The sequence below is a fragment of the Mariniflexile soesokkakense genome (assembly GCF_039650365.1).
GTDB lineage: Bacteria > Bacteroidota > Bacteroidia > Flavobacteriales > Flavobacteriaceae > Mariniflexile > Mariniflexile soesokkakense.
This window is the reverse complement of sequence record NZ_JAZHYP010000003.1, coordinates 42,044-64,503: the sequence shown is the minus strand read 5'-3', so window position 1 is coordinate 64,503 and position 22,460 is coordinate 42,044. Positions and strand designations below refer to the sequence as shown.

At 34.4% G+C, this 22,460-nt stretch carries 16 protein-coding genes; all 16 read left to right on the top strand.

Annotation, left to right across the window (positions count from 1 at the left end; all coding sequences use genetic code 11):
- The first annotated feature begins 122 nt into the window (after positions 1 to 122).
- The 16 genes from ruvB (at position 123) to VP395_RS06980 (ending at position 22,419) form a co-directional block, all read left to right on the top strand.
- Positions 123 to 1,145, top strand: a complete 1,023-nt coding sequence (gene ruvB, locus VP395_RS07055; RefSeq protein WP_346241777.1) for a Holliday junction branch migration DNA helicase RuvB — start codon at positions 123 to 125, stop codon at positions 1,143 to 1,145.
- Positions 1,142 to 2,065 carry a tRNA epoxyqueuosine(34) reductase QueG gene (queG, locus tag VP395_RS07050; RefSeq protein WP_379884212.1) on the top strand — a complete coding sequence of 308 codons (924 nt, stop codon included), beginning with the start codon at positions 1,142 to 1,144 and terminating at the stop codon, positions 2,063 to 2,065. The genes ruvB and queG overlap by 4 nt, the downstream gene beginning before the upstream one ends.
- 153 nt (positions 2,066 to 2,218) lie before the next feature.
- Positions 2,219 to 4,519 carry an NADP-dependent malic enzyme gene (locus tag VP395_RS07045; protein ID WP_346241075.1) on the top strand — a complete coding sequence of 767 codons (2,301 nt, stop codon included), beginning with the start codon at positions 2,219 to 2,221 and terminating at the stop codon, positions 4,517 to 4,519.
- 51 nt (positions 4,520 to 4,570) lie between these two features.
- Positions 4,571 to 5,152: a Holliday junction branch migration protein RuvA gene (ruvA, locus tag VP395_RS07040; protein WP_346241074.1), complete on the top strand. Its 582-nt coding sequence runs from the start codon at positions 4,571 to 4,573 to the stop codon at positions 5,150 to 5,152.
- A gap of 6 nt (positions 5,153 to 5,158) precedes the next feature.
- Complete coding sequence (sov, locus tag VP395_RS07035; RefSeq protein WP_346241072.1) at positions 5,159 to 12,412, top strand: T9SS outer membrane translocon Sov/SprA; 7,254 nt, start codon at positions 5,159 to 5,161, stop codon at positions 12,410 to 12,412.
- 67 nt (positions 12,413 to 12,479) lie between these two features.
- The gene (gcvH, locus tag VP395_RS07030) at positions 12,480 to 12,860 is read left to right on the top strand and encodes a glycine cleavage system protein GcvH (RefSeq protein WP_346241071.1); all 381 of its coding nucleotides are present in this window, start codon (positions 12,480 to 12,482) and stop codon (positions 12,858 to 12,860) included.
- Positions 12,853 to 13,230 carry a VanZ family protein gene (locus tag VP395_RS07025; protein ID WP_346241070.1) on the top strand — a complete coding sequence of 126 codons (378 nt, stop codon included), beginning with the start codon at positions 12,853 to 12,855 and terminating at the stop codon, positions 13,228 to 13,230. Before gcvH ends, VP395_RS07025 begins: the two co-directional genes overlap by 8 nt.
- Positions 13,231 to 13,290: 60 nt before the next feature.
- Positions 13,291 to 14,013, top strand: coding sequence for an energy transducer TonB (locus tag VP395_RS07020; RefSeq protein ID WP_346241069.1), 723 nt, complete (start codon positions 13,291 to 13,293; stop codon positions 14,011 to 14,013).
- Between the two features lie 125 nt (positions 14,014 to 14,138).
- The gene (locus VP395_RS07015) at positions 14,139 to 14,924 is read left to right on the top strand and encodes an energy transducer TonB (protein ID WP_346241068.1); all 786 of its coding nucleotides are present in this window, start codon (positions 14,139 to 14,141) and stop codon (positions 14,922 to 14,924) included.
- Positions 14,925 to 15,045: 121 nt separating this feature from the next.
- Complete coding sequence (locus tag VP395_RS07010; RefSeq protein ID WP_346241067.1) at positions 15,046 to 17,154, top strand: energy transducer TonB; 2,109 nt, start codon at positions 15,046 to 15,048, stop codon at positions 17,152 to 17,154.
- Between the two features lie 494 nt (positions 17,155 to 17,648).
- Complete coding sequence (locus tag VP395_RS07005; protein WP_346241066.1) at positions 17,649 to 18,059, top strand: hypothetical protein; 411 nt, start codon at positions 17,649 to 17,651, stop codon at positions 18,057 to 18,059.
- Positions 18,060 to 18,223: 164 nt separating this feature from the next.
- The gene (locus VP395_RS07000) at positions 18,224 to 19,210 is read left to right on the top strand and encodes an energy transducer TonB (RefSeq protein WP_346241065.1); all 987 of its coding nucleotides are present in this window, start codon (positions 18,224 to 18,226) and stop codon (positions 19,208 to 19,210) included.
- Between the two features lie 304 nt (positions 19,211 to 19,514).
- Positions 19,515 to 20,408, top strand: coding sequence for a heme o synthase (gene cyoE / locus VP395_RS06995; RefSeq protein ID WP_346241064.1), 894 nt, complete (start codon positions 19,515 to 19,517; stop codon positions 20,406 to 20,408).
- Between the two features lie 2 nt (positions 20,409 to 20,410).
- Positions 20,411 to 20,992 carry a cytochrome c oxidase subunit 3 gene (locus VP395_RS06990; protein WP_346241063.1) on the top strand — a complete coding sequence of 194 codons (582 nt, stop codon included), beginning with the start codon at positions 20,411 to 20,413 and terminating at the stop codon, positions 20,990 to 20,992.
- A gap of 46 nt (positions 20,993 to 21,038) precedes the next feature.
- The gene (locus VP395_RS06985; protein ID WP_346241062.1) at positions 21,039 to 22,019 is read left to right on the top strand and encodes a cytochrome c oxidase subunit 3; all 981 of its coding nucleotides are present in this window, start codon (positions 21,039 to 21,041) and stop codon (positions 22,017 to 22,019) included.
- A 19-nt stretch (positions 22,020 to 22,038) separates the two neighbouring features.
- The gene (locus VP395_RS06980) at positions 22,039 to 22,419 is read left to right on the top strand and encodes a cytochrome C oxidase subunit IV family protein (RefSeq protein ID WP_346241060.1); all 381 of its coding nucleotides are present in this window, start codon (positions 22,039 to 22,041) and stop codon (positions 22,417 to 22,419) included.
- The last annotated feature ends 41 nt before the right edge of the window (positions 22,420 to 22,460 follow it).

Sequence of the window (22,460 nt, the reverse complement as noted above, 5' to 3'; positions counted from 1 at the left end):
CTTTATATTTGCGAAACTAACCTGCAAGGTTTTGGTAGCCTTATAGGTTTGTGCCAATTATTTGGTAAATTATATATGTAGAACTGGTAATTAAAATGATTCCTGTTTTCACAGGAATGTGTATGAACGAAAATCTAGACCCAACAAACGAAAACTTTTCTCCTGAAGAATTAGATGTCGAAAAAAAATTGAGACCACTGTCTTTTGACGATTTTACGGGTCAAGATCAGGTGTTGGAGAATCTTCAAATTTTTGTTCAAGCGGCTAACTTGCGTGATGAAGCTTTAGATCATACGCTGTTTCATGGACCTCCAGGACTAGGAAAAACAACATTGGCGCATATTCTTGCCAATGAACTAAATGTTGGTATTAAAATAACTTCAGGCCCCGTTTTAGATAAACCCGGCGATTTAGCAGGATTGTTAACCAATCTTGAAGAACGCGATGTGTTATTCATTGATGAAATTCATCGATTAAGCCCTATTGTTGAAGAGTATTTATATTCTGCAATGGAAGATTACAAGATTGATATCATGATTGAATCGGGTCCCAATGCACGTTCGGTTCAAATAAATTTAAATCCTTTTACTTTAGTTGGAGCCACAACACGATCAGGCTTGTTAACAGCGCCTATGCGTGCCCGTTTTGGAATTCAAAGTAGGTTGCAATATTATAATACCGAACTTTTAACAACTATTGTACAGCGTAGTGCTTCCATTTTAAATGTTCCAATATCCATGGAAGCAGCCGTAGAAATTGCAGGTAGAAGTAGAGGAACACCTCGTATAGCAAATGCTTTATTACGTCGTGTTAGAGATTTTGCCCAGATAAAAGGCAATGGAAGCATCGATATAAAAATTGCAAAATATGCTTTAGAAGCATTGAATGTGGATGCTTTTGGTTTGGATGAAATGGACAACAAAATATTAACCACCATTATAGATAAATTTAAAGGCGGACCAGTTGGTATTTCCACATTAGCCACAGCTGTTAGTGAAAGCGCCGAAACCATTGAAGAAGTTTATGAACCCTTTTTAATACAACAAGGATTTATTATGCGAACGCCTCGTGGACGAGAAGTTACGGAACTTGCGTATAAACATTTGGGAAAAATAAAAGGACCTATTCAAGGCGGGTTGTTTTGATAAATAATAAAACTAAATATACACAACTCATCAAAACCGAAGCCAAACGCCTCGGTTTTTTGTCTTGTGGCATTAATAAAGCTCAGTTTTTAGAAGAAGAAGCACCTCGGTTGGAAAAATGGTTAAAAAACAACATGCATGGCGAAATGCAGTACATGGAAAACCATTTTGATAAGCGATTAGACCCTACAAAACTGGTTGAAGATTCTAAATCAGTTATTTCATTATTGCTGAATTATTATCCTGAAGAAACACAAAACCAAAACAGCTTCAAACTATCAAAATACGCTTATGGAACCGATTATCATTTCGTAATAAAAGATAAATTAAAATCACTTTTACATTTCATTCAAGAAGAAATTGGCGAAGTTCATGGTCGTGCATTTGTAGATTCTGCACCGGTACTTGATAAAGCTTGGGCAGCAAAATCTGGTTTAGGATGGATAGGGAAGCATAGTAATTTATTAACGCAACAAGTAGGGTCTTTTTATTTTATTGCTGAATTGATTGTTGATTTAGATTTGGAATTTGATACCATAACAACCGACCATTGTGGAACTTGTACCGCTTGTATAGACGCCTGCCCAACAGAAGCCATCACTGAACCTTATGTGGTTGATGGTAGCAAATGTATTTCCTACTTTACCATTGAATTAAAAGAAAATATTCCAACAGAATTTAAAGATAAGTTTGATGATTGGGTGTTTGGATGCGATGTCTGTCAAGATGTTTGTCCTTGGAATCGATTTTCGAAATCACATAATGAACCACTTTTCAATCCGCATCCCGAATTACTATCTATGACCAAAAAAGACTGGGAAGAGATTACTGAAGACGTTTTTATAAAAATATTTAAAGATTCCGCAGTTAAACGCGCCAAGTTTTCTGGTTTAAAACGGAATATTGAATTTTTGAAATAATCGTTAGGTATTAATCCTTCTGAAATTACATGTAATTTTTGAGTAATTTAATACACTTTTTGGTTAAAAAAGTACTACTAATAAAGTCAAAAGATTAAGGTGTGCATTCAATAGGTTTATTATCTTTGTTCGATTAGTTAACTAATTATTCCTATGAGCGAAGAAAGTAAACGTAGAGAGGCCCTTATATACCACGCTAAACCTACTCCAGGTAAAATTAAAGTGGTTCCAACCAAAAAATACTCCACCCAACGCGATTTGGCATTAGCTTATTCGCCAGGGGTAGCTGCGCCATGTTTAGAGATTGAAAAAGATAAAAATAACGCATATAAATATACTGCAAAAGGTAATTTAGTTGCTGTAATATCAAACGGTACTGCGGTATTGGGCTTAGGTAATATTGGTGCATTGGCAGGGAAGCCCGTTATGGAAGGTAAAGGTTTATTATTTAAAATTTTTGCTGATATAGATGTGTTTGATATTGAAGTTGATACCGAAAACATCGAAGAATTTATAGCAACTGTAAAAAATATTGCACCGACTTTTGGAGGTATTAATTTAGAAGATATTAAAGCACCTGAAGCGTTCGAAATAGAAAGGCGTTTAAAGGCAGAACTAGATATTCCAGTAATGCACGACGACCAGCATGGAACTGCCATTATATCAGCGGCAGCTTTAATTAATGCGGTTGAAATTGCAAAGAAAAAACTAGATGAAGTTAAGATTGTAATTAGTGGCGCTGGTGCAGCGGCCATCTCCTGTTCGCGTTTGTACCAAGCTTGTGGTGCTAAACGTGAAAATATGGTGATGCTAGATAGTAAAGGTGTAATTAGAGACGATAGAGAAAATTTATCATCTGAAAAAGCCGAATATGCCACTCACAGAAAAATAGATACACTTGATGAAGCTATGGTAGATGCCGATGTATTTATTGGTTTGTCTATGGCAAACATTGTATCGCCAGAAATGCTATTGTCTATGGCTAAAAACCCGATAGTTTTTGCCATGGCAAATCCAGATCCAGAAATAAAATACGACATCGCCATTGCAACACGCAAAGACATTATTATGGCAACGGGAAGAAGTGATCATCCTAATCAAGTAAACAATGTACTTGGTTTTCCATTTATATTTCGTGGCGCATTAGATGTGCGCGCAACCAAAATTAACGAAGAAATGAAAATGGCGGCTGTAAAAGCTTTGGCAAGATTAGCTAAAGAATCGGTGCCCGAACAAGTAAATATAGCTTATGGAGAAACCAGATTAACATTTGGTAAAGAATATATTATTCCAAAACCTTTCGATCCGCGTTTAATTGCCGAAGTGCCACCAGCTGTAGCCAAAGCAGCTATGGAAAGTGGTGTTGCCAAAGAGCCAATTCTAGATTGGGAAAAGTATAAAGACGAATTAAGAGAACGCTTAGGTAACGATAACAAACTGATAAGATTGATATTTAACCGTGCAAAACTAGATCCTAAGCGTGTTGTTTTTGCTGAAGCAGACCAGCTTGCCGTTATAAAAGCAGCTCAAATAGTTTATGAAGAAGGTATTGCTATTCCTATTTTATTAGGTAGAGTTGAAACCATTAAAGAATTGATGGCTGAAGTAGAATTTGATGCTGAAGATATACTTATAATTGACCCAAAAACAGAAGAAGAAAATGATAGAAAAAATAAATATGCCAAAGTGTATTGGGAACAACGTAAACGACGTGGTGTAACCTATTATTCTGCACAGCGATTAATGCGTGAGCGTAATTATTTTGCAGCAATGATGGTAAATGAAGGTGATGCCGATGCCTTGATTTCAGGATATTCTAGAAACTATCCATCTGTTGTAAAACCTATGTTAGAGCTTATTGGTATGGCAAAAGGAACATCGCGTGTGGCAACAACCAATGTGATGATGACCAAACGTGGTCCACTATTTTTAAGTGATACGTCCATAAATATAAATCCAAATGCAAGAGAGCTTACCAAAATTGCTCAAATGACTTCGCAAGTGGTTAAAATGTTTGGCATGGATCCGGTTATGGCAATGATTTCATATTCTAATTTTGGGTCTTCTTCAAACGAAAATGCAGCAAAAGTACGTGAAGCTGTTGCACATTTGCACCGTTATTATCCCGATATGATTATTGACGGGGAGTTACAAACAGACTTTGCTTTAAATGCTGAAATGCTTCAAGAAAAATTTCCGTTTTCAAAATTAGTAGGTAAAAAAGTAAATACCTTAATATTCCCAAGTTTAGACTCGGCCAATATTACCTATAAATTATTAAAAGAATTAAATGAAGCTGTGTCCATTGGCCCTATCATGATGGGTATGCGCAAACCAGTACATATTCTTCAATTGGGTGCTAATGTAGATGAAATAGTGAATATGACAGCTATTGCAGTTATTGATGCCCAACAAAAAGAAAAGTTAGAATTGGAAAAGGGAAACTCTAAGTAATTCTGTTGAAAATAAATTTATTACATTTGGTCGATTAACGAATTGCTATAGATGATCACACATATTCAAGGAAAACTTGTAGAGAAAAACCCAACCGACGTTGTTATTGATTGTAACGGCGTCGGTTATGTTTTAAATATTTCTTTACATACCTATTCTCAAATTCCTGATGGCGAGCATTTAAAACTATTTACACATCTTCAAGTTAAGGAGGATTCTCATACGCTTTATGGGTTTTCATCATTAGCAGAACGCGAAATTTTCAGGTTATTAATTTCAGTCAGTGGTATTGGCGCTAGTATTGCACGCACTATGCTATCTTCATTAACCCCAAAACAAGTTATAGAAGGTATCGCTAGTAGCGATGTGGCTTTAATACAAGGAATAAAAGGTATTGGCGCAAAAACCGCACAGCGTGTTATTATAGATTTAAAAGATAAAGTCTTGAAGATTTATGATATTGATGAAGTTTCTGTTTCTAAAGGCAATACCAATAAAGATGAAGCGTTATCTGCTTTAGAAGTGCTTGGTTTTGTGAGAAAACAAGCAGAACGTGCTGTGGAGAAAATTATTGTGGCACAACCAGATGCCACTGTAGAAACCATTATTAAACAAGCTTTAAAAAATTTATAATAGATTTTGAATATAACCAGCCTTAATTTTTATAAATCCATTAAAAAATGTCATGCTGAGCGCAGCCGAAGCACGCTTTTAGTTCTTATTTTTTTGTTTTCGCTAACTACTTGGGCGCAACAACCAACAGTTCAAGATTCGGTTAAAACAGGGTTTAATTTAGGAAGTATTAAAACACCAGACCCTAATAGTATTGAGTCTAAATACACCTACGATGCTTTAACAGACCGCTACATATACACCGAAAGAATAGGTAGTTTTAATATTAACTACCCTGTTATTTTAACTCCAAAAGAGTATTATGCTTTGGTAGCTAAAGAAAGTGCAAAAGCATATTATAAGGAAAAAATAAGTGCTTTTGACGGTAAAAAGAATGGTGCCGATGATGCTCAAAAAAATCTGTTACCAGAGTTTTATGTGAAATCAGATTTTTTTGAATCTATTTTTGGAAGCAATACCATTGAAGTGGTACCGCAAGGTTCGGTAGAAATGGATTTAGGGATGCTGTTTTCAAAACAAGATAATCCGTCGTTTTCACCAAGAAATAGAAGTAATTTTACGTTTGATTTCGACCAACGTATCAGTTTAAGTTTATTAGGTAAAGTAGGTACACGGCTGCAAGTAACCGCCAATTACGATACACAATCTACTTTCGACTTTCAAAACCTTATCAAATTAGAATACACACCAACCGAAGATGATATCATTCAAAAAATTGAAGTTGGTAATGTAAGTATGCCTTTAAACAGTTCCTTAATTACAGGCGCACAAAGTTTATTTGGTGTAAAAGCCCAATTGCAGTTTGGGAAAACAACGGTAACGGGCGTGTTTTCTGAACAAAAATCACAAGCTAATACCATAGTGGCTCAAGGTGGCGGCACTTTAGAAGAGTTTGAGCTTTTTATTAGAGATTATGATGAAAACCGCCATTTCTTCTTAGCGCAGTATTTTAGAGATACTTATGGTACAGCTTTAGAAACCTATCCGTATTTAAATAATAAAGGCTTACAAATTACAAGAATTGAGGTTTGGGTAACAAACAGAAGTAATAAAACCGACAATGTTAGAAATGTGGTGGCTTTGCAAGATATAGGGGAGTCCGATCCTAGCAAAGTAGGTTCTAGTGTAACTATAACAGCAGCACCAACAACATATCCAAATAACAAAAATAATGCATTCGACCCAACAAATATTGGCGGTAGTGGTTCTCAACTTACTACAGCTATTAGAGATATAGCTACAGTACAATCTGGTATCACCGTACCAAGTGCGAGAGAAGGTTTCGATTATGCTAAATTAGAAAATGCCAGAAAGTTAATTAGTGGTCAAGAATATGTTTTAAACACTCAGTTAGGATATATTTCGTTAAACCAACGTTTGAACAACGATGAGGTTTTAGCAGTAGCGTTTCAATATACCTTGGGCGGACAAGTGTACCAAGTAGGTGAGTTTGCCAACGATGGGGTAGATGCAACCAATGTAACCACCAATGGCTCTGGGCAAGTAACAAATGTGGTTAATAGTAATTTAATACTAAAGTTATTAAAGAGCAGTATTACCAATGTGAACCAACCTGTTTGGGATTTGATGATGAAAAACATCTATGATACAGGTGCTTACAATTTAAGTTCAGATGATTTTAAACTAAATATTTTTTACAACGAAGCTTCGCCATTAAACTATATAAAACCAGTTGGTTCTACAGCATTTCCAGCACCTGGCCCTAATGAAGACCCATTGAATGAAACGCCTTTATTAAGGGTTTTTAGTTTAGATAAATTAAATTTCAACAACGACCCGCAATCTAAAGGAGATGGTTTTTTCGATTATGTTGAAGGCATTACCGTATTATCGCAAAGCGGAAAAATTATTTTCCCAAGTGCAGAACCTTTTGGTGAATATCTTTTCAATAAACTAGCACTTGGTGGTAGTGAAGATTACAATAATAACGCTACATACAACGAAAATCAAGCTAAGTATGTTTATGATGTGCTTTATAATAGCACTAAAACAGCTGCTTTAGAAGAAGTTGAAAAAAACAAATTCAAATTAAAAGGGCGCTATAAATCTAGCGGGGGTGATGGTATTCCTATCGGGTCGTTTAACGTGCCACGAGGTTCGGTTCGTGTTACCGCAGGTGGTCGTGTGTTGGTAGAAGGGATTGATTATACCGTAAATTACCAGTTAGGGCGTGTTCAAATTTTAGACGAAGCTTTAAAGGCATCCAATACTCCAATAGAAGTTTCAACTGAGAATAATGCGGTATTTGGACAACAAACCAGACGCTTTACAGGCATTAATGTAGAGCATAAGTTTAACGAAAATTTTGTGTTGGGTGGAACGCTTTTAAATTTAAACGAGCGTCCCATTACTCAAAAAGCAAATTACGGAACAGAACCTATCAATAATACTATTTTTGGCTTTAATGGTAATTACTCAACCAAAGTGCCATTTTTAACCCGATTAGCAAATGCCTTACCAAATATTGATACCGATGTAGAATCGAATTTATCTTTACGTGGTGAGTTCGCTTATTTAGCACCGGGATCTCCAAAAGGCACTAGCTTAAAAGGAGAGGCTACATCCTATGTGGATGATTTTGAGGGTACTCAAAACTCTATCGATTTAAAATCACAACAATCTTGGTTTTTATCAAGCAGGCCGTTAGATTTAACAGCATCGCCTGGTGATGATAATAATGGGATTCAAAATGGTTATGGTAGAGCCATGCTAAACTGGTATAATATTGATCCTATTTTTTATACAAGCCAGCGACCAAACGGGATTTCAGATAACGATTTGTCAAGTTTATACACTAGTCGTGTTTTTATAAAAGAATTATTCCCAGACAGGGATTTGGTACAAGGGCAAAATACGGTTTTAAATACTTTAGACTTAGCCTACTATCCTACGGAAAGAGGGCCTTATAATTTTGATCCTAACACAACTAACGATGTTATTAGCAATCCTGCAACGTCTTGGGGAGGTATAACGCGACAATTAACTTCAACAGATTTTGAACAACAAAACGTAGAGTATATTGAGTTTTGGTTGCAAGATCCATTTCAAGAAAATCCATCGAATGCAGGAGGGAAACTGGTGTTCAATCTTGGTAATATTTCAGAGGATATTATTAAAGATGGTAGAAAGGTGTACGAGAATGGGTTGCCTAAAGACGGAAACATCGATTTGCTTCCTGTAACGGCTTGGGGTACAGTCATTCCTCAAAATCAATCTTTAGTGTATGCGTTTGATACTACGGGGCAAGAGCGCACCAATCAAGACGTTGGTTATGATGGATATGATGATGCTGAAGAAGTCTCAAAATTTGGGGCTAGTTTTGGAAGTGATCCATCAAAAGATAATTATACCTACTTTTTAAATGCCGATGGAAATATTTTCGATCGTTATAAAAAGTACAATGGTGTTGAAGGCAATACACCTGATACCTTTTCTACTACCGATAGAGGTGCCAATACGCAACCCGATGTAGAAGATATCAATCGTGATAATACCATGAACACGATTGATAGCTATTATGAATATGAGTTGCCAATTACAAGACAAAATTTACCAATCTCTAAATCAGATTTTGATAATCTTCCCGATAATAATCCTTTAAAAGAATTCTTAGTTGATTTTAAAGATAGACCTCGTGCGCTTCCTAATGGGCAAAATCCAAACGTAAGATGGTATTTGTTTAGAATTCCTGTTCAAGGCAGTCTTGCGAAACCTGTTGGAGGTATTACAGATTTAAGGTCGGTACGTTTTACACGTTTATTTCTTAAAGAATTTACAGAGCCTACCGTATTTCGATTTGGAACGTTGGATTTAGTAAGAAGTGAATGGAGGCGTTATACACAAACATTACAAGTTGATAAAGACAATCCTGCAGACGATAATACAGAGTTTTCAGTAGGTGTTATTGGAACTTTAGAAAATGAAGGTAGTTATCAAAGACCGCCGGGTATTGACCCTGAAGAGTTATTTAATAATAACACCGTTGTTCAACAAAACGAGCAATCATTACTTGTTAATGTATGTAATTTAGAATCTCAAGATTCTAGAGGTGTTTATAAAAATATCGATTTAGATATGCGACAGTATAAGCGCATGCGTATGTTTATGCACCTTCAAGAAGAGGGCACAGGCATACCTAATAACAATACAGTTGTTGGTTTTGTTCGTATGGGTAACGACCTTACAGAGAATTACTATCAAATAGAAATTCCATTAAAAATATCTGAATCTGCATCAAGATCAGGACTTTGGCCAGAAGAAAACGAAATTAATTTGCCTATAGATATTTTGGGTAAAATTAAAGCTTTAGAAATAGCAAACCCAACATTGCCTTCTGAAAAACAAAAATTTTATGATGTTATTGATGGGAAATTGGTAGACACACCAGTTGATGAGTTTTCAACATACGTAATTGGGCAACATCGTGTAACTATAAAAGGAAACCCTAATTTTGGAGATATTAGAACCTTAATGGTTGGGGTGAAAAATGGTATTCAAAATGGTTTAAATGATGGGCCGCCACCAGCATCACCCGTTTGTGGCGAAGTTTGGTTTAACGAATTGCGTTTGTCTGATATGGATAACGAAGGTGGTTGGGCAGCAGTAGTAAGTTTAGATACCAATGTTGCCGATTTTATGAACATTAGTGCTTCGGGTAGACAAAGTACTTCTGGTTTTGGTAGTATTGAGCAAGGTCCTAGCCAACGTAGTTTGGAAGATGTAAAACAATACGATGTGGTGACGAACATTAATGTTGGGCAATTGTTACCAAAAAAATGGGGTGTTCAAGTGCCGTTTAATTATGGGCAAAGCGAAGAATTGATTACGCCTAAGTACGACGCATATTATAAAGATTTAACTTTAGATTCCCGTTTAGATGCAGCCAATACTAATGCGGATAGAGAAACTATCAAAGAACAATCCGAAGATTATACAAAACGTCAGAGCATCAATTTCATAGGTGTTAGAAAAACCAGAACCACTGAGGCAAAACCACGTTTTTATGATGTTGAGAATATTACTTTAAACTATTCTTATAATAAAGTAGAACACAGGGATTTTGAAATTGAAAATGCAGTTAACAAAACGGTACGCGTTGGCGCGAATTATGCATTTAATTTTAATCCTTTAAAAGTAGAACCCTTTAAAAAGAACGACTCCTTATTTACTGGCAAGTATTGGAAGCTTTTAAAAGATTTGAACTTTAATTTATTACCATCAAGTTTCACGATAAACTCGGATATTAATAGACAATTTAACAGACAGAAATTTAGAGAAGTAGAACTTGGGGGCGGTAATATTGGTATTGAAGAATTGTTTAGAAGAAATTATACCTTCGATTTTCAATACACCCTTAATTACAACTTAACAGAATCTTTAAGCTTAAATTTTACGGCTGCTAATAATAATATAGTTAGAAATTATTTTAAAGATAATATTTTTAATGGCGAGCAAGATGAAACCTTGGATGTTTGGGATGGCTTTTTCGATTTTGGCGACCCTAACAGACAATCGCAAAATTTGGGTGTTACATACCAAGTACCAATTAATAAAATTCCAACATTTAGTTTTGTTAATGCTACTTACCAATATAGTAGTAATTTCCAATGGCAAAAAGGATCTGATTTATATGGCGAATTAGAATTAGATGGTAATACCTACGATTTAGGAAACACCATTCAAAACGCCAATACCCATAATATCAATACAACTTTAGATATGAACAGGTTTTATAGATATATAGGTTTGGTAAAGAAACCGATTTCTAGGGCAAGAACACGAGCAACAACTCCATTAGGTGGCCCTCCTGGACCTAATCAGAATAAAACAAACCAGCCAAAAATTAAAAACCAATCGGTTACGAAGTTGCTAAATGTAGGGGTTGATATTTTAACAAGTATTAAAAGAATTCAACTTAATTATTCTGAAAATAACGGAATATTTCTACCAGGTTACTTACAAACACCAGGGTTTATTGGTACTTTAAAACCAACAACAGGTTTTACATTTGGTAGCCAAAGTGACATTAGAGATTTAGCGGCAAGACGTGGTTGGTTAACCCTGTTCCCAGATTTTAATCAGCAGTACACAACAACAAACACAAAACAATTGGATGTGTCTGCCAGTTTAGAACCTGTAAAAGACTTAAAAATTGATATTGTTGGAAACAGGGCCTATTATGAAAATTATACAGAGAACTTTAGAGTTGATCCTAATACTTTTGAATACAATTCGTTAACCCCAAATACCTTTGGAAATTTTAATATTTCAACAATTTTAATTAAAACTGCTTTTGGTACAAGTGATGAAACAGGGTCAGATGCCTTTAACGATTTTAGAACTAATAGACTTGTAATTGCACAACGATTGGCTCAAGAAAAAGGTGTTAATACAAATGATATTGATGCTGATGGATATCCTAAGGGCTTTGGTAAAAACAGTCAAGCGGTATTGCTGCCTGCGTTTTTAGCAGCTTATTCTGGGCAAGATGCAAGTAAGGTAAAAACCTCTGCGTTTAGGGATGTGCCTATTCCAAACTGGGATTTAAAATACACGGGCTTTATGAAGTATGCTTGGTTTAAAAAGAATTTCAAACGTTTCTCTTTAACACATGGATACCGTTCAACATACACCATCAATCAGTTTCAGTCTAATTTAGATTATACTCAACCAAATTTTAGTGTAGCATATGATAACCAACCAAGTGCGGTTTTAAATCAATCTGGAAATTATAAAAACCCAACACTATTTAGTAATATAAATTTAACCGAAATGTTCAGTCCGTTAGTTAGAATCGATTTTGAAATGAACAATTCGGTTAAAATATTAACAGAAATTAAAAAAGACCGTTTGTTATCACTTAGTTTTGATAATAATTTAATGACTGAAGTACAAGGAATGGAATACGTATTGGGTCTAGGTTATAGAATAAAAGACTTACGTATCAATTCTAATTTAGCGGGACCAAGTAAGCGTATTGTAAGCGATTTAAATATGAAAGCCGATATATCTATTAGAGATAATAAAACCATTATTAGGTATTTAGATTTAGAGAATAACCAAGTAACATCGGGGCAAACCATTTGGGGCTTAAAATATTCAGCTGATTATGCGTTCAGTAAAAATTTAACGGCAATATTTTATTTCGATTATACCTTCTCAGAATATGCCATTTCAACAGCATTCCCGCAAACAACTATTAGGTCTGGTTTTACTATCAGATATAATTTTGGGAATTAACGCATAATCTATTTGAATTTAAAGTTTGAATAAATACATTTGCCCAATACTAACTTAAAATAATAAAATGAACATTCCATCAGAATTAAAATATACGAAAGATCACGAGTGGGTAAGTATTGAAGGCGACATCGCGACTATTGGTATTACCGATTTTGCACAAAGTGAATTGGGTGATATTGTATATGTTGAAGTAGAAACAGTAGATGAAACATTAGAAGCCGATGAAATTTTTGGAACCGTTGAAGCTGTAAAAACAGTATCCGATTTATTTTTACCATTAACTGGCGAAATAATAGAGTTTAATAGTGCTTTAGAAGATGAGCCAGAAAAAGTAAATACCGACCCTTATGGTGAAGGTTGGATGATAAAATTGAAGTGTTCAGATATATCACAGGCAGAAAATTTAATGTCTGCGGATGCTTATAAAACCCTTATAGGTGCTTAAAAAAGGGGTGCTTTTTGTAAGCATACTTTATACTGTATTGTTAGGAACAGTTTGCTTAATTAAAATAAATAAGCTCCCTAATGTTGGTGTGTCTTTTGGAGATAAAATTTTTCATTTTTTAGCATATACTGTGTTGGCTTTTTTATGGTTTAACACTTTTTTTAGTACATTTAAGTTTGGAAAAAAGAAGGCACTAATTTATGCAGCACTTTTTTCTATAGTATTTGGTATAGTTATTGAGGTATTACAAGGAACAATAACAACATCGCGATCATCTGATTTTTATGATGTTATAGCAAATACAATGGGCGTGTTTTTTACTGTAATAATAGTATTCATTAAAAATTTGATTACTATTAAAAAACAATAAACACTTGCTTATATAATAAATAAATAGTTATTTTAGCAATCTTGAAAAACAATTAAAATTATGGAACCTAAAAAAAATCCTAAAGCAAATGTTGGACGTAACAGTTCGCTTTATTTCGCTATTGGTTTAGCGTTAATGTTATTTTTAACAAATTTCGCTATCAATTTTAAAACATATGATAAATCCGATATCGAAATAGGTATGGTAAATATGGAAGAAGAATTAGAAGAGGAAATTCCATTAACACAACAATTACAAACTCCACCGCCACCGCCACCGCCACCAGCAGCTCCAGAAATTATTGAGGTTGTAGAAGATGAGGTAGAAGTGCAGGAAACAGTTATAGAATCTACAGAATCTAATCAAGAACAAAAAATTGTAAAGGTAGAAGCTGTAAAAGTAGCGCCTTCTATAGAAGAAGATGTTGAGGTTCCTTTTGCGGTTATTGAAAACGTACCTGTGTTCCCTGGTTGTGAAGGCGGCGATAACAATGCAAAAAGAGATTGTATGTCTAAAAAAATATCCGATTTTGTGAATAAAAAGTTTAATACAGATTTAGCAGGTGAATTAGGTTTGTCAGGTAGACAACGTATTAACGTTATATTCAAAATTGATAAAACAGGCAGTATAACAGGTATTCGTGCAAGAGCACCACACCCAGGTTTAGAAAAGGAAGCAGCTCGTGTAATTGCGCTACTTCCTAAAATGCAACCAGGTAAACAACGTGGTAAAGCAGTAACTGTACCTTATTCATTACCAATCATTTTTCAAGTACAAGATTAATTTTTCTTAGTATAAAGAAGGAATTTTAAAATATAAAATCCCGTTACAAATTTTTGTAACGGGATTTCTTTTTGGTATGCTTATTGAGACTTTATCATAATATTAACATTTAAACTATAATTATTATGAGTAATCCAAAGAAAACTCACGAACCCATTCGGCAAAATGGGCAAATCGTGAAAAAGTCGCAAAAACATGAAATAAATTTACAAAAAAACTCGAGCCTTTATTTTCAAATAGGCTTAATTGTTTGTTTGCTCGCAGCCTATGGGTTGTTAGAGATGAAGTTTGAAACAACCCTTCCAAAGGTTGTTGATCTGTTACCTCCAGATGAAACCTACATGGTAGATGTTACAGTTTTTAAACCTGAAGCAGCTATTGTGGAAGAGCCGGTTAAACAAAAAACGAGTCCGTCAACAGAGAAATACAAAAAAGTTCCAGATACAGCTCCCGATGATTTTATTGATAAACCAGTAAAACCGACCACGCCCGCTGCACAACCTAATAACCCTGGAGATATTACTTTAGTAGATAAACCCGTAGAACCTGAAGATGTTATTTTTGAAAAAATTGAACAAGTACCCATTTATCCAGGATGCGAAAACAAAAAATCAAATAACGAAAAACGAAAATGTATGTCCGATAAAATAACCCAATTAATTCAAAAAAAGTTCAATACCAATTTGGGAGGTGAATTAGGCTTAACGGGTAAGCAAGTGATTCGTACCCAATTTAAAATTGATAAAACAGGGCATGTTAAAGATATAAAAGTTAATGCGACGCATCCCGATTTGAAAAAAGAAGCAGAGCGTGTTATTAATATCATTCCAGAAATGACACCAGGTAGACAATTCGATAAAAATGTAGGCGTTATTTATACATTGCCCATCATATTTCAGGTACAAGATTAAATCTATCACAATTTTTAAAAAAAAGTTAAAGCCGTTATCTATCAATCGATAATGGCTTTTTTAATTACCTATTATTAAAAATATAGTATCTTTCTACCCTAAATCCAAGTTAATAAAAACTATGAAGCAATTCGTTGTTCTATTCCTACTTTTTGCAAGCTTTACAATGTATTCTCAAAATAAGGCTTATAATGAAAAACCTCCTGTATTCTCAAATTGCGACAGCTTAACAATAGATGTGTTGCAGCAGTGTTTTGATACCAATGTTTACAATCATATTTTCGATAATTTTAAAGTGCCTGAAAAAGTTACAAAAGAAAATTATAAAGGTGAAGTGATTGTGCTTTTTGAGGTGGATACTACAGGGCAATTTAAAGTGCTTTATGTTGAGGGTATGTATGATGAATTAAAAACCGAAGTAAAGCGGGTGTTTTCATTATTCCCGAAAGTAACACCGGCAACATACAATGGCAGAAAAACCTATAAGCAGTATACCATTCCAATACGTATACCTTTAGTTAATCAAACAGCAATAATTCAAGATGTAGCTAAAGAGAATAAAGAAAACACGCTATCTAAACTAGAACAACAGGCTAAAGAAGAATTTGATAGTGTGAATACGTCTTTAAAGGTATTTGAAGATAAAGCGTATTCCAGCCAGCTTAATATCCCGTTTACACATAGCGATTATGCGAGGTTTGACAGGAGCATGAATATGGTTGGCACCAACAGCCACACAGCATCCAAACCATTTTTATATGAAGATGTTTCAAAATATTACGATTTTAAAGCTGAAAAAAATAAGTTGCTAAAAGAAATGGATACTTGGTCAGGAAGAAAACTTTGGAACGAACATTTAGTACAACTACAAGGAAATGATTATTGGTTTACTGTAGACCCCATTTTAGATTTAGAAGTTGGAAAAGATACCGAAGCCGATTTTAATTCTACATATAACAACACCCGTGGGGTTTTAATACAAGGTGGTTTAGGTAATAAATTGAATTTTTACGCATCAGTTTTTGAAAGTCAAGGGCGATTTGCCCAATATGTAAATGAGTATGCCGAAAGTTTAAAAGCTTTTGGTCCAGACCCCGCCATTATTCCTGGACGAGGTATTGCGAAGCGTTTCAAAACCGATTCGTATGATTATCCTGTGGCGGAAGCTTATTTATCATATACACCTGCTAAATTCATAAACATACAATTTGGGCACGGGAAAAATTTTATAGGTGATGGGTATCGCTCACTATTGTTAAGTGATGTAGCAAGTCCACATCCGTTTTTAAAATTGAACACCTCGTTTTGGAAAATTAAATACACCAATACTTGGATGTGGTTAAAAGATGTAAGGGATGAAGTAGTGCAAGACAAAGCCTTTTTAACCAAATACATGGCAAGCCATTATTTAAGTTATAATGTGTCTAAAAAATTAAACATTGGTTTGTTTGAATCGGTGTTATGGACCAATAGCAACGACAGGGGTTTTGATGTTAATTACTTAAACCCAGTTATATTTTATCGCGCAATCGAGTTTGAAACGGGGCAAGGCGCAGGTAATGCTATTATGGGGGCGTCGGCAAAATACAAATGGAACGACCATGTCAATCTTTACAGTCAGTTTATATTAGATGAATTTTCGCTTAGCGACATCAAAGCAGGCGAGAAAAGCTACAAAAATAAATTTGGATACCAGTTAGGGGTTAAATATTACAATGCTTTCAAAGTTGATAATTTATTGCTTCAGTTTGAATATAACCGCGTGCGCCCATATACGTATTCGCATAATACCATCGTACTAAACTATGCGCACAACAACCAATCGATGGCGCATTTATGGAACTCCAATTTTAGCGAGGTTATTTTAATAGGTAGGTATCATTACAAGCGTTGGTTTGCCAATGCCAAATTAATTTTTGGAGTAAGAGGTTTTGATATTAATAGCGAAACCGATAATTTTAGTTATGGAGGCGATATTTACCGCGATTATTTTGATAGACCATTTGATACCGGTGTTGAAATAGGGCAAGGTATAAAAACCAATATATTTAACGGAAATTTACAAGCAGGTTATTTAATTAATCCAGCAACAAACCTTAAAATATTTACCGATATAACCGTTAGAAACTTTAACCCAGAAGCCGAAAACACCACTACATTTAAAAACAATACCGTGTGGTTTAACTTTGGTATTAGAACCGATTTGTTTAATTGGTATTTCGATTTTTAACCCAATTCCTGCGAAAGCGGGAATCTCATAAATTAAATTTAAAACTTTTATTACTTGGGCGTTTTCCCCCTAGGGAACCTTATACGCTACCCTTTTTTTAAGGAGAAAAACGATGTAAAAAACAAACAGTTCATCGGTTATTTAGAAATTTAGAAACAAAATTGCTGGTAAATTAGGTAGTAATTTACAATTTTAGCCTTGTTTTTTCGTAAGAAAATAAATAGCCGATGAAATACATAAATATGGCTTATATCAGGTTCGATATTCCTTCGAGGATTCTTCGAGATTCCTTCGTAAAATAAGGGTTTTTACGAAGAATCCTCGAAGGAGCGTAGAACAAGACTCGAACAAAACCCCTAAAAGACTTTTGTGAATTATCGGTAAACGGTGAATTTTAGGAAAAAAAAAGAGGGTTTTTGTAAGTTAATATTTATTATATTCGTGTACATATAATATAGTTGCCAACCATTTGGGAACAGCACTCTGAATGAAAAATGGAAATAGAAAAAGACATTCAAAATATCATAGATTATTCGCATAAGTTTGCGGAAAAAATGCTGAATAACGCAAAGGAATATTATCCTTTCGGAGCAAAAATTAATAATAACGGAGAATTAATAGCAGTTGGATATAAAGACAACGAATCGGATTTTCCCGAAAGTCAAAAAGTGATTGACGAACTGACTGCGGAATTTGAGCGTGAACTGAATATTGGAGAAATCAAAGCTTACGGACTGACTTATGACGTGCGTGTCCAAACAGATAGTTTAAAAGACAAAACAGACGCAATTCTGATTGACATTTATCATCGAAATTCCAATGAAATCCCAAAATATTATTTCACATATTCTTGGAATAAAAATAATGAACTGATTTTTGGAGAAAGTTTCGGAATGAAAAAATAAAAACGGTTGGCAACACAGTATATAAAAAATTGCTATTTTGTGCTTAACCAATGTTAGTTGCTTTGTTTGCTTGCATCTGATTTTCCTTCGGAAAATCCTCGCACACAAACACGCAACTTTCCAAGATATAAATCAACGTTGTAACATTTGACCAAATCAACAAAATGAAGAAATACAAATTATACATTCTGACTTTTTTACTTTTATTTCCAGTTTTTGCGATTGGGCAAATACCTAATGGACATTTTTTAGATGCCGACAAAACAACTGAAAAGGGATATAAAGTAAAACCGTTTAAACAAGAAAAAGAAGGGATTTACCATTATGCTATTTTGACGGAACTACCTTTTAAAAATGACTGCGATTCTGGACTTTCAGAAAAAGAACAAATAGCTTGTTCTGAAAAGAATTTGAGAAACTTTATTTATCCTAAACTTTCTTCAGAAATTAATTTCAAAGGAAATGTTTATATTTATTTGACTATAACAGAAGATGCACAAATTAGCGATATAACTGTAAGTTCATATCCAAATTCAGAATTGACAAATAAATTAATAGAAGAAGCTATTAAAAAGGTTGAATTTAAACCAGCTAAATTTGAGAACGAAATTGTAAAATCTAGACTTTGGACTTCTTTTACATTTCCTTCATCATCAAAAGAACTTTTTTCGGAATCTTTCGAAAAGATGAAACAAGATGAAAATCCTGAATATAAAAACTATGAAAATTTGATTTTTGATGCGAGTAACTACGTTTTCTCAAACCCTATATATCCCAATGGAACTGAATTTGGAGCTGCAAACAAAATTATTGGATTTTGGAAAAATAAAGATACTGGGCTAAACATCCCAATAGGTAGTGATTTTTACAAAGTGTTAACTAACCAAAAACAACAACAGTATTTATACATGATTGCTATGATGAATTATTCACTTGACCAGAAAATAAATCATAATAGAATTTTAGAATGCAAACCAATAGAAGGTCAAAAATATAGCGAACAAGAGGATGTTAAAGAAGTTCAACTTGGCGGAGCGAAAATTTTATTGGAATTTATAGGTAACGCAAAGAACAATGTTCCAATGACTTCTAAAACAAAAATATTTTATAAAGCTTACGAAAAGAATAAATTAGACAAAGAGTTATTTTAATAAAAAAAAAGTAACAACTAACGAACCTACTTCTGCGAGAGGGATTACCCATGTATTAAATTTTGATAAATTTGAAATCGTGAATGCTCTGCATTTGCAGTGAAAAGCCCACAAAGACAAAGGAGCGAGAACTTGTAACCTTTCGACTGCGCTCAAGATAAACTTCTAGCCCGACCTGCTAAGGGCACGCCCAAATAAATGGGGCGCTTTTTCCTAAATAAATTACCAATAAAAAGCATTGCTCAAAATGCTTTAATAAAGTATCTTTGCACTCGCAATATTAAGCGGTTAAGTAAATTTACTATTGGGCAATTCAAAAACGTTGGTAACAGCACCTTCTGTAATTTCAGATTTTAAGGAAATCACTAAAATGCGATTGGCATTAAGTGTGGTGTTTTCGTCGCTTGCAGGTTATTTGCTTGGGGTTGATACGGTTGATTTTAAAACCTTGGCGTTGCTGGCATTTGGCGGCTATTTTATGGTGGGCGCATCGAACGCGTTCAATCAAATTATTGAAAAAGATTTGGACGCGCTTATGGACCGTACCAAAAACAGACCGATTCCTGCGGGACGTATGAGTGTGACCACCGCTTTTATAATAGCTTCTATTTTTACTGTTTTAGGCATTGTTATTTTATACACCATTAACAAGCAAACGGCTATGTTTGGTGCTATTTCCATCTTTTTATATACGTGCGTTTATACGCCTTTAAAAACGAAAACACCGTTATCGGTTTTTGTTGGAGCTATACCGGGCGCTATTCCGTTTATGTTGGGTTGGGTGGCAGCCACCGATGATTTTGGTATAGAACCAGGTACGTTGTTTGCCTTGCAGTTTTTTTGGCAATTCCCTCATTTTTGGGCTATTGGTTGGTTTTTGTTTGAAGATTATAAAAAAGGCGGGTTTTTTATGTTGCCAACAGGGAAACAAGATAAAGGTACTGCCGTACAAACCATTATGTACACTATTTGGACGGTATTGGTTTCCATAATACCTGTTTTCGGATTTACAGGTAGTTTAAAATTATCGATAGTTGCCGCTGTTTTAGTATTTATTTTAGGATTGGGAATGTTGTATTACGCCATTCGATTGTTTAAGGAAATGACGGAAAAAGCAGCAAAACAACTTATGTTGGCAAGTGTTTCATATATTACATTGGTGCAAATTGTGTACGTAATAGATAAATTTATAAGATAACCATGGATTTAACTCAAGGTACTTTAGAAGAAAAAAATAACAGAGCCAAAAAAATGATGCTTTGGTTTGGCATTATTTCACTTATTATGTCGTTCGCAGGGTGGACGAGCGCCTTTGTAGTAAGCAGTTCCAGACCCGATTGGTTGAAAGATTTTCAATTGCCTAATGCTTTTATAATTAGTACAATTATAATTATGCTAAGTAGCGTATCTTTTATTCTGGCCAAAAACGCTTTAAAAAACAATAATAACAAGTTAACGACACTTTGGCTATTTGGTACCCTAATTTTAGGGGTTGCCTTTGTTTTTTATCAATTTTCGGGCTTTCAGCAAATTATTGATTTGGGTTATAATTTTACTGGTCCAACCAGTAATGTTACCATGTCGTACATCTATTTAATAGCCATTGTGCATATTTTGCACGTTGTTGTAGGGCTAATTTGTTTATTGGTTGTAATTTATAATCATTTTAAACAAAAGTATAATCCAACAAAAATGCTTGGTTTTGAACTTGCAGCGACCTTTTGGCATTTTATTGATATCCTGTGGGTGTATCTCTTTTTATTTTTATATTTTATAAGATAAATAAATTGATTATTTTTGTTCAACTTTTAAATAATAACCAACATATATGAGTACTACAGTTGCAAACACTGGAACAGAAGTTAAAACTTGGGGAGGTGGTAACGAGCCTTTAAAAGCAAGTTATGGTAAAATGATGATGTGGTTTTTCATCGTTTCAGATGCTTTAACCTTTTCTGGGTTTTTAGCAGCCTATGGATTTTCAAGATTCAAATTTATTGATGCATGGCCAATTGCGGATGAGGTGTTTACTCACGTGCCGTTTTTACACGGGCAAGAGTTGCCGATGATTTATGTGGCGTTTATGACGTTTGTACTTATTATGTCGTCTGTAACGATGGTATTGGCGGTAGATGCAGGTCATCATTTAAATAAAGCCAAAGTGACTATTTATATGTTTTTAACCATTATAGGTGGTTTGATATTTGTAGGGTCTCAAGCTTGGGAATGGGCAACATTTATAAAAGGAGATTTTGGTGCTGTACAAACAAAAGGAGGTAATATTCTTCAGTTTGTTGATGCCGATGGTCATCGTGTTGCATTAAGAGATTTTGTTGTAGCGGGTGAGCATGAACGCGTACAACAAGAACGTAAAAATGGTATTTGGTTTGTAAAAGAAGGAACTTTACCAACTTATACTGTTGAAGAAGTAATACATGGCTTGGAGAAACATGAGAATGTTTTAGTAAGAACGCAAATACTTAATGAGCACGGTCATAAAACAGTGCTTAGTAGATCTGAGTCTTTAAAACAGTTAAAAGCGAATGGCACACATGTGGTTGAAGGTGCTAACTTGCATGAAAACGAATATGGGTCGCCATTATTTGCAGACTTCTTTTTCTTCATTACAGGGTTTCACGGTTTTCACGTATTTTCTGGAGTTATAATTAATATCATTATTTTCTTTAATGTGATATTGGGAACCTATGAAAAACGTAAAAGTTACGAAATGGTTGAAAAAGTGGGGTTATACTGGCACTTTGTAGATTTAGTTTGGGTATTTGTATTTACATTCTTCTACCTAGTTTAATTTTATTTAATTTTAAGAAATGGCACACGCACATAAATTAGAAATATTTAGAGGTTTAGTTAAGTTTAAATCGAATACTCAAAAAATTTGGGGAGTTTTAATTTTCTTAACTATAGTTACAGCAGTTGAGGTAGTTTTGGGTATATATAAACCTGAGGCTTTAATGGGTAAAGTGTTAGGAATGAAAGGTCTTAACTGGATATTTATTATACTAACCTTAGTAAAAGCATATTATATTACTTGGGATTTTATGCACATGCGCGATGAAACCAAAGCATTAAGACGTATGGTAGTATGGACAGGGATCTTTTTAGTTCTTTATTTAATATTTATTTTATTACAAGAAGGCGGTTACGTTTTTAATGTATACGATAATGGTTATATAAAAAGAGACTTTTAACTAATTAAAATAAGCCTGCACTGAGCGATGACGAAGTGTTA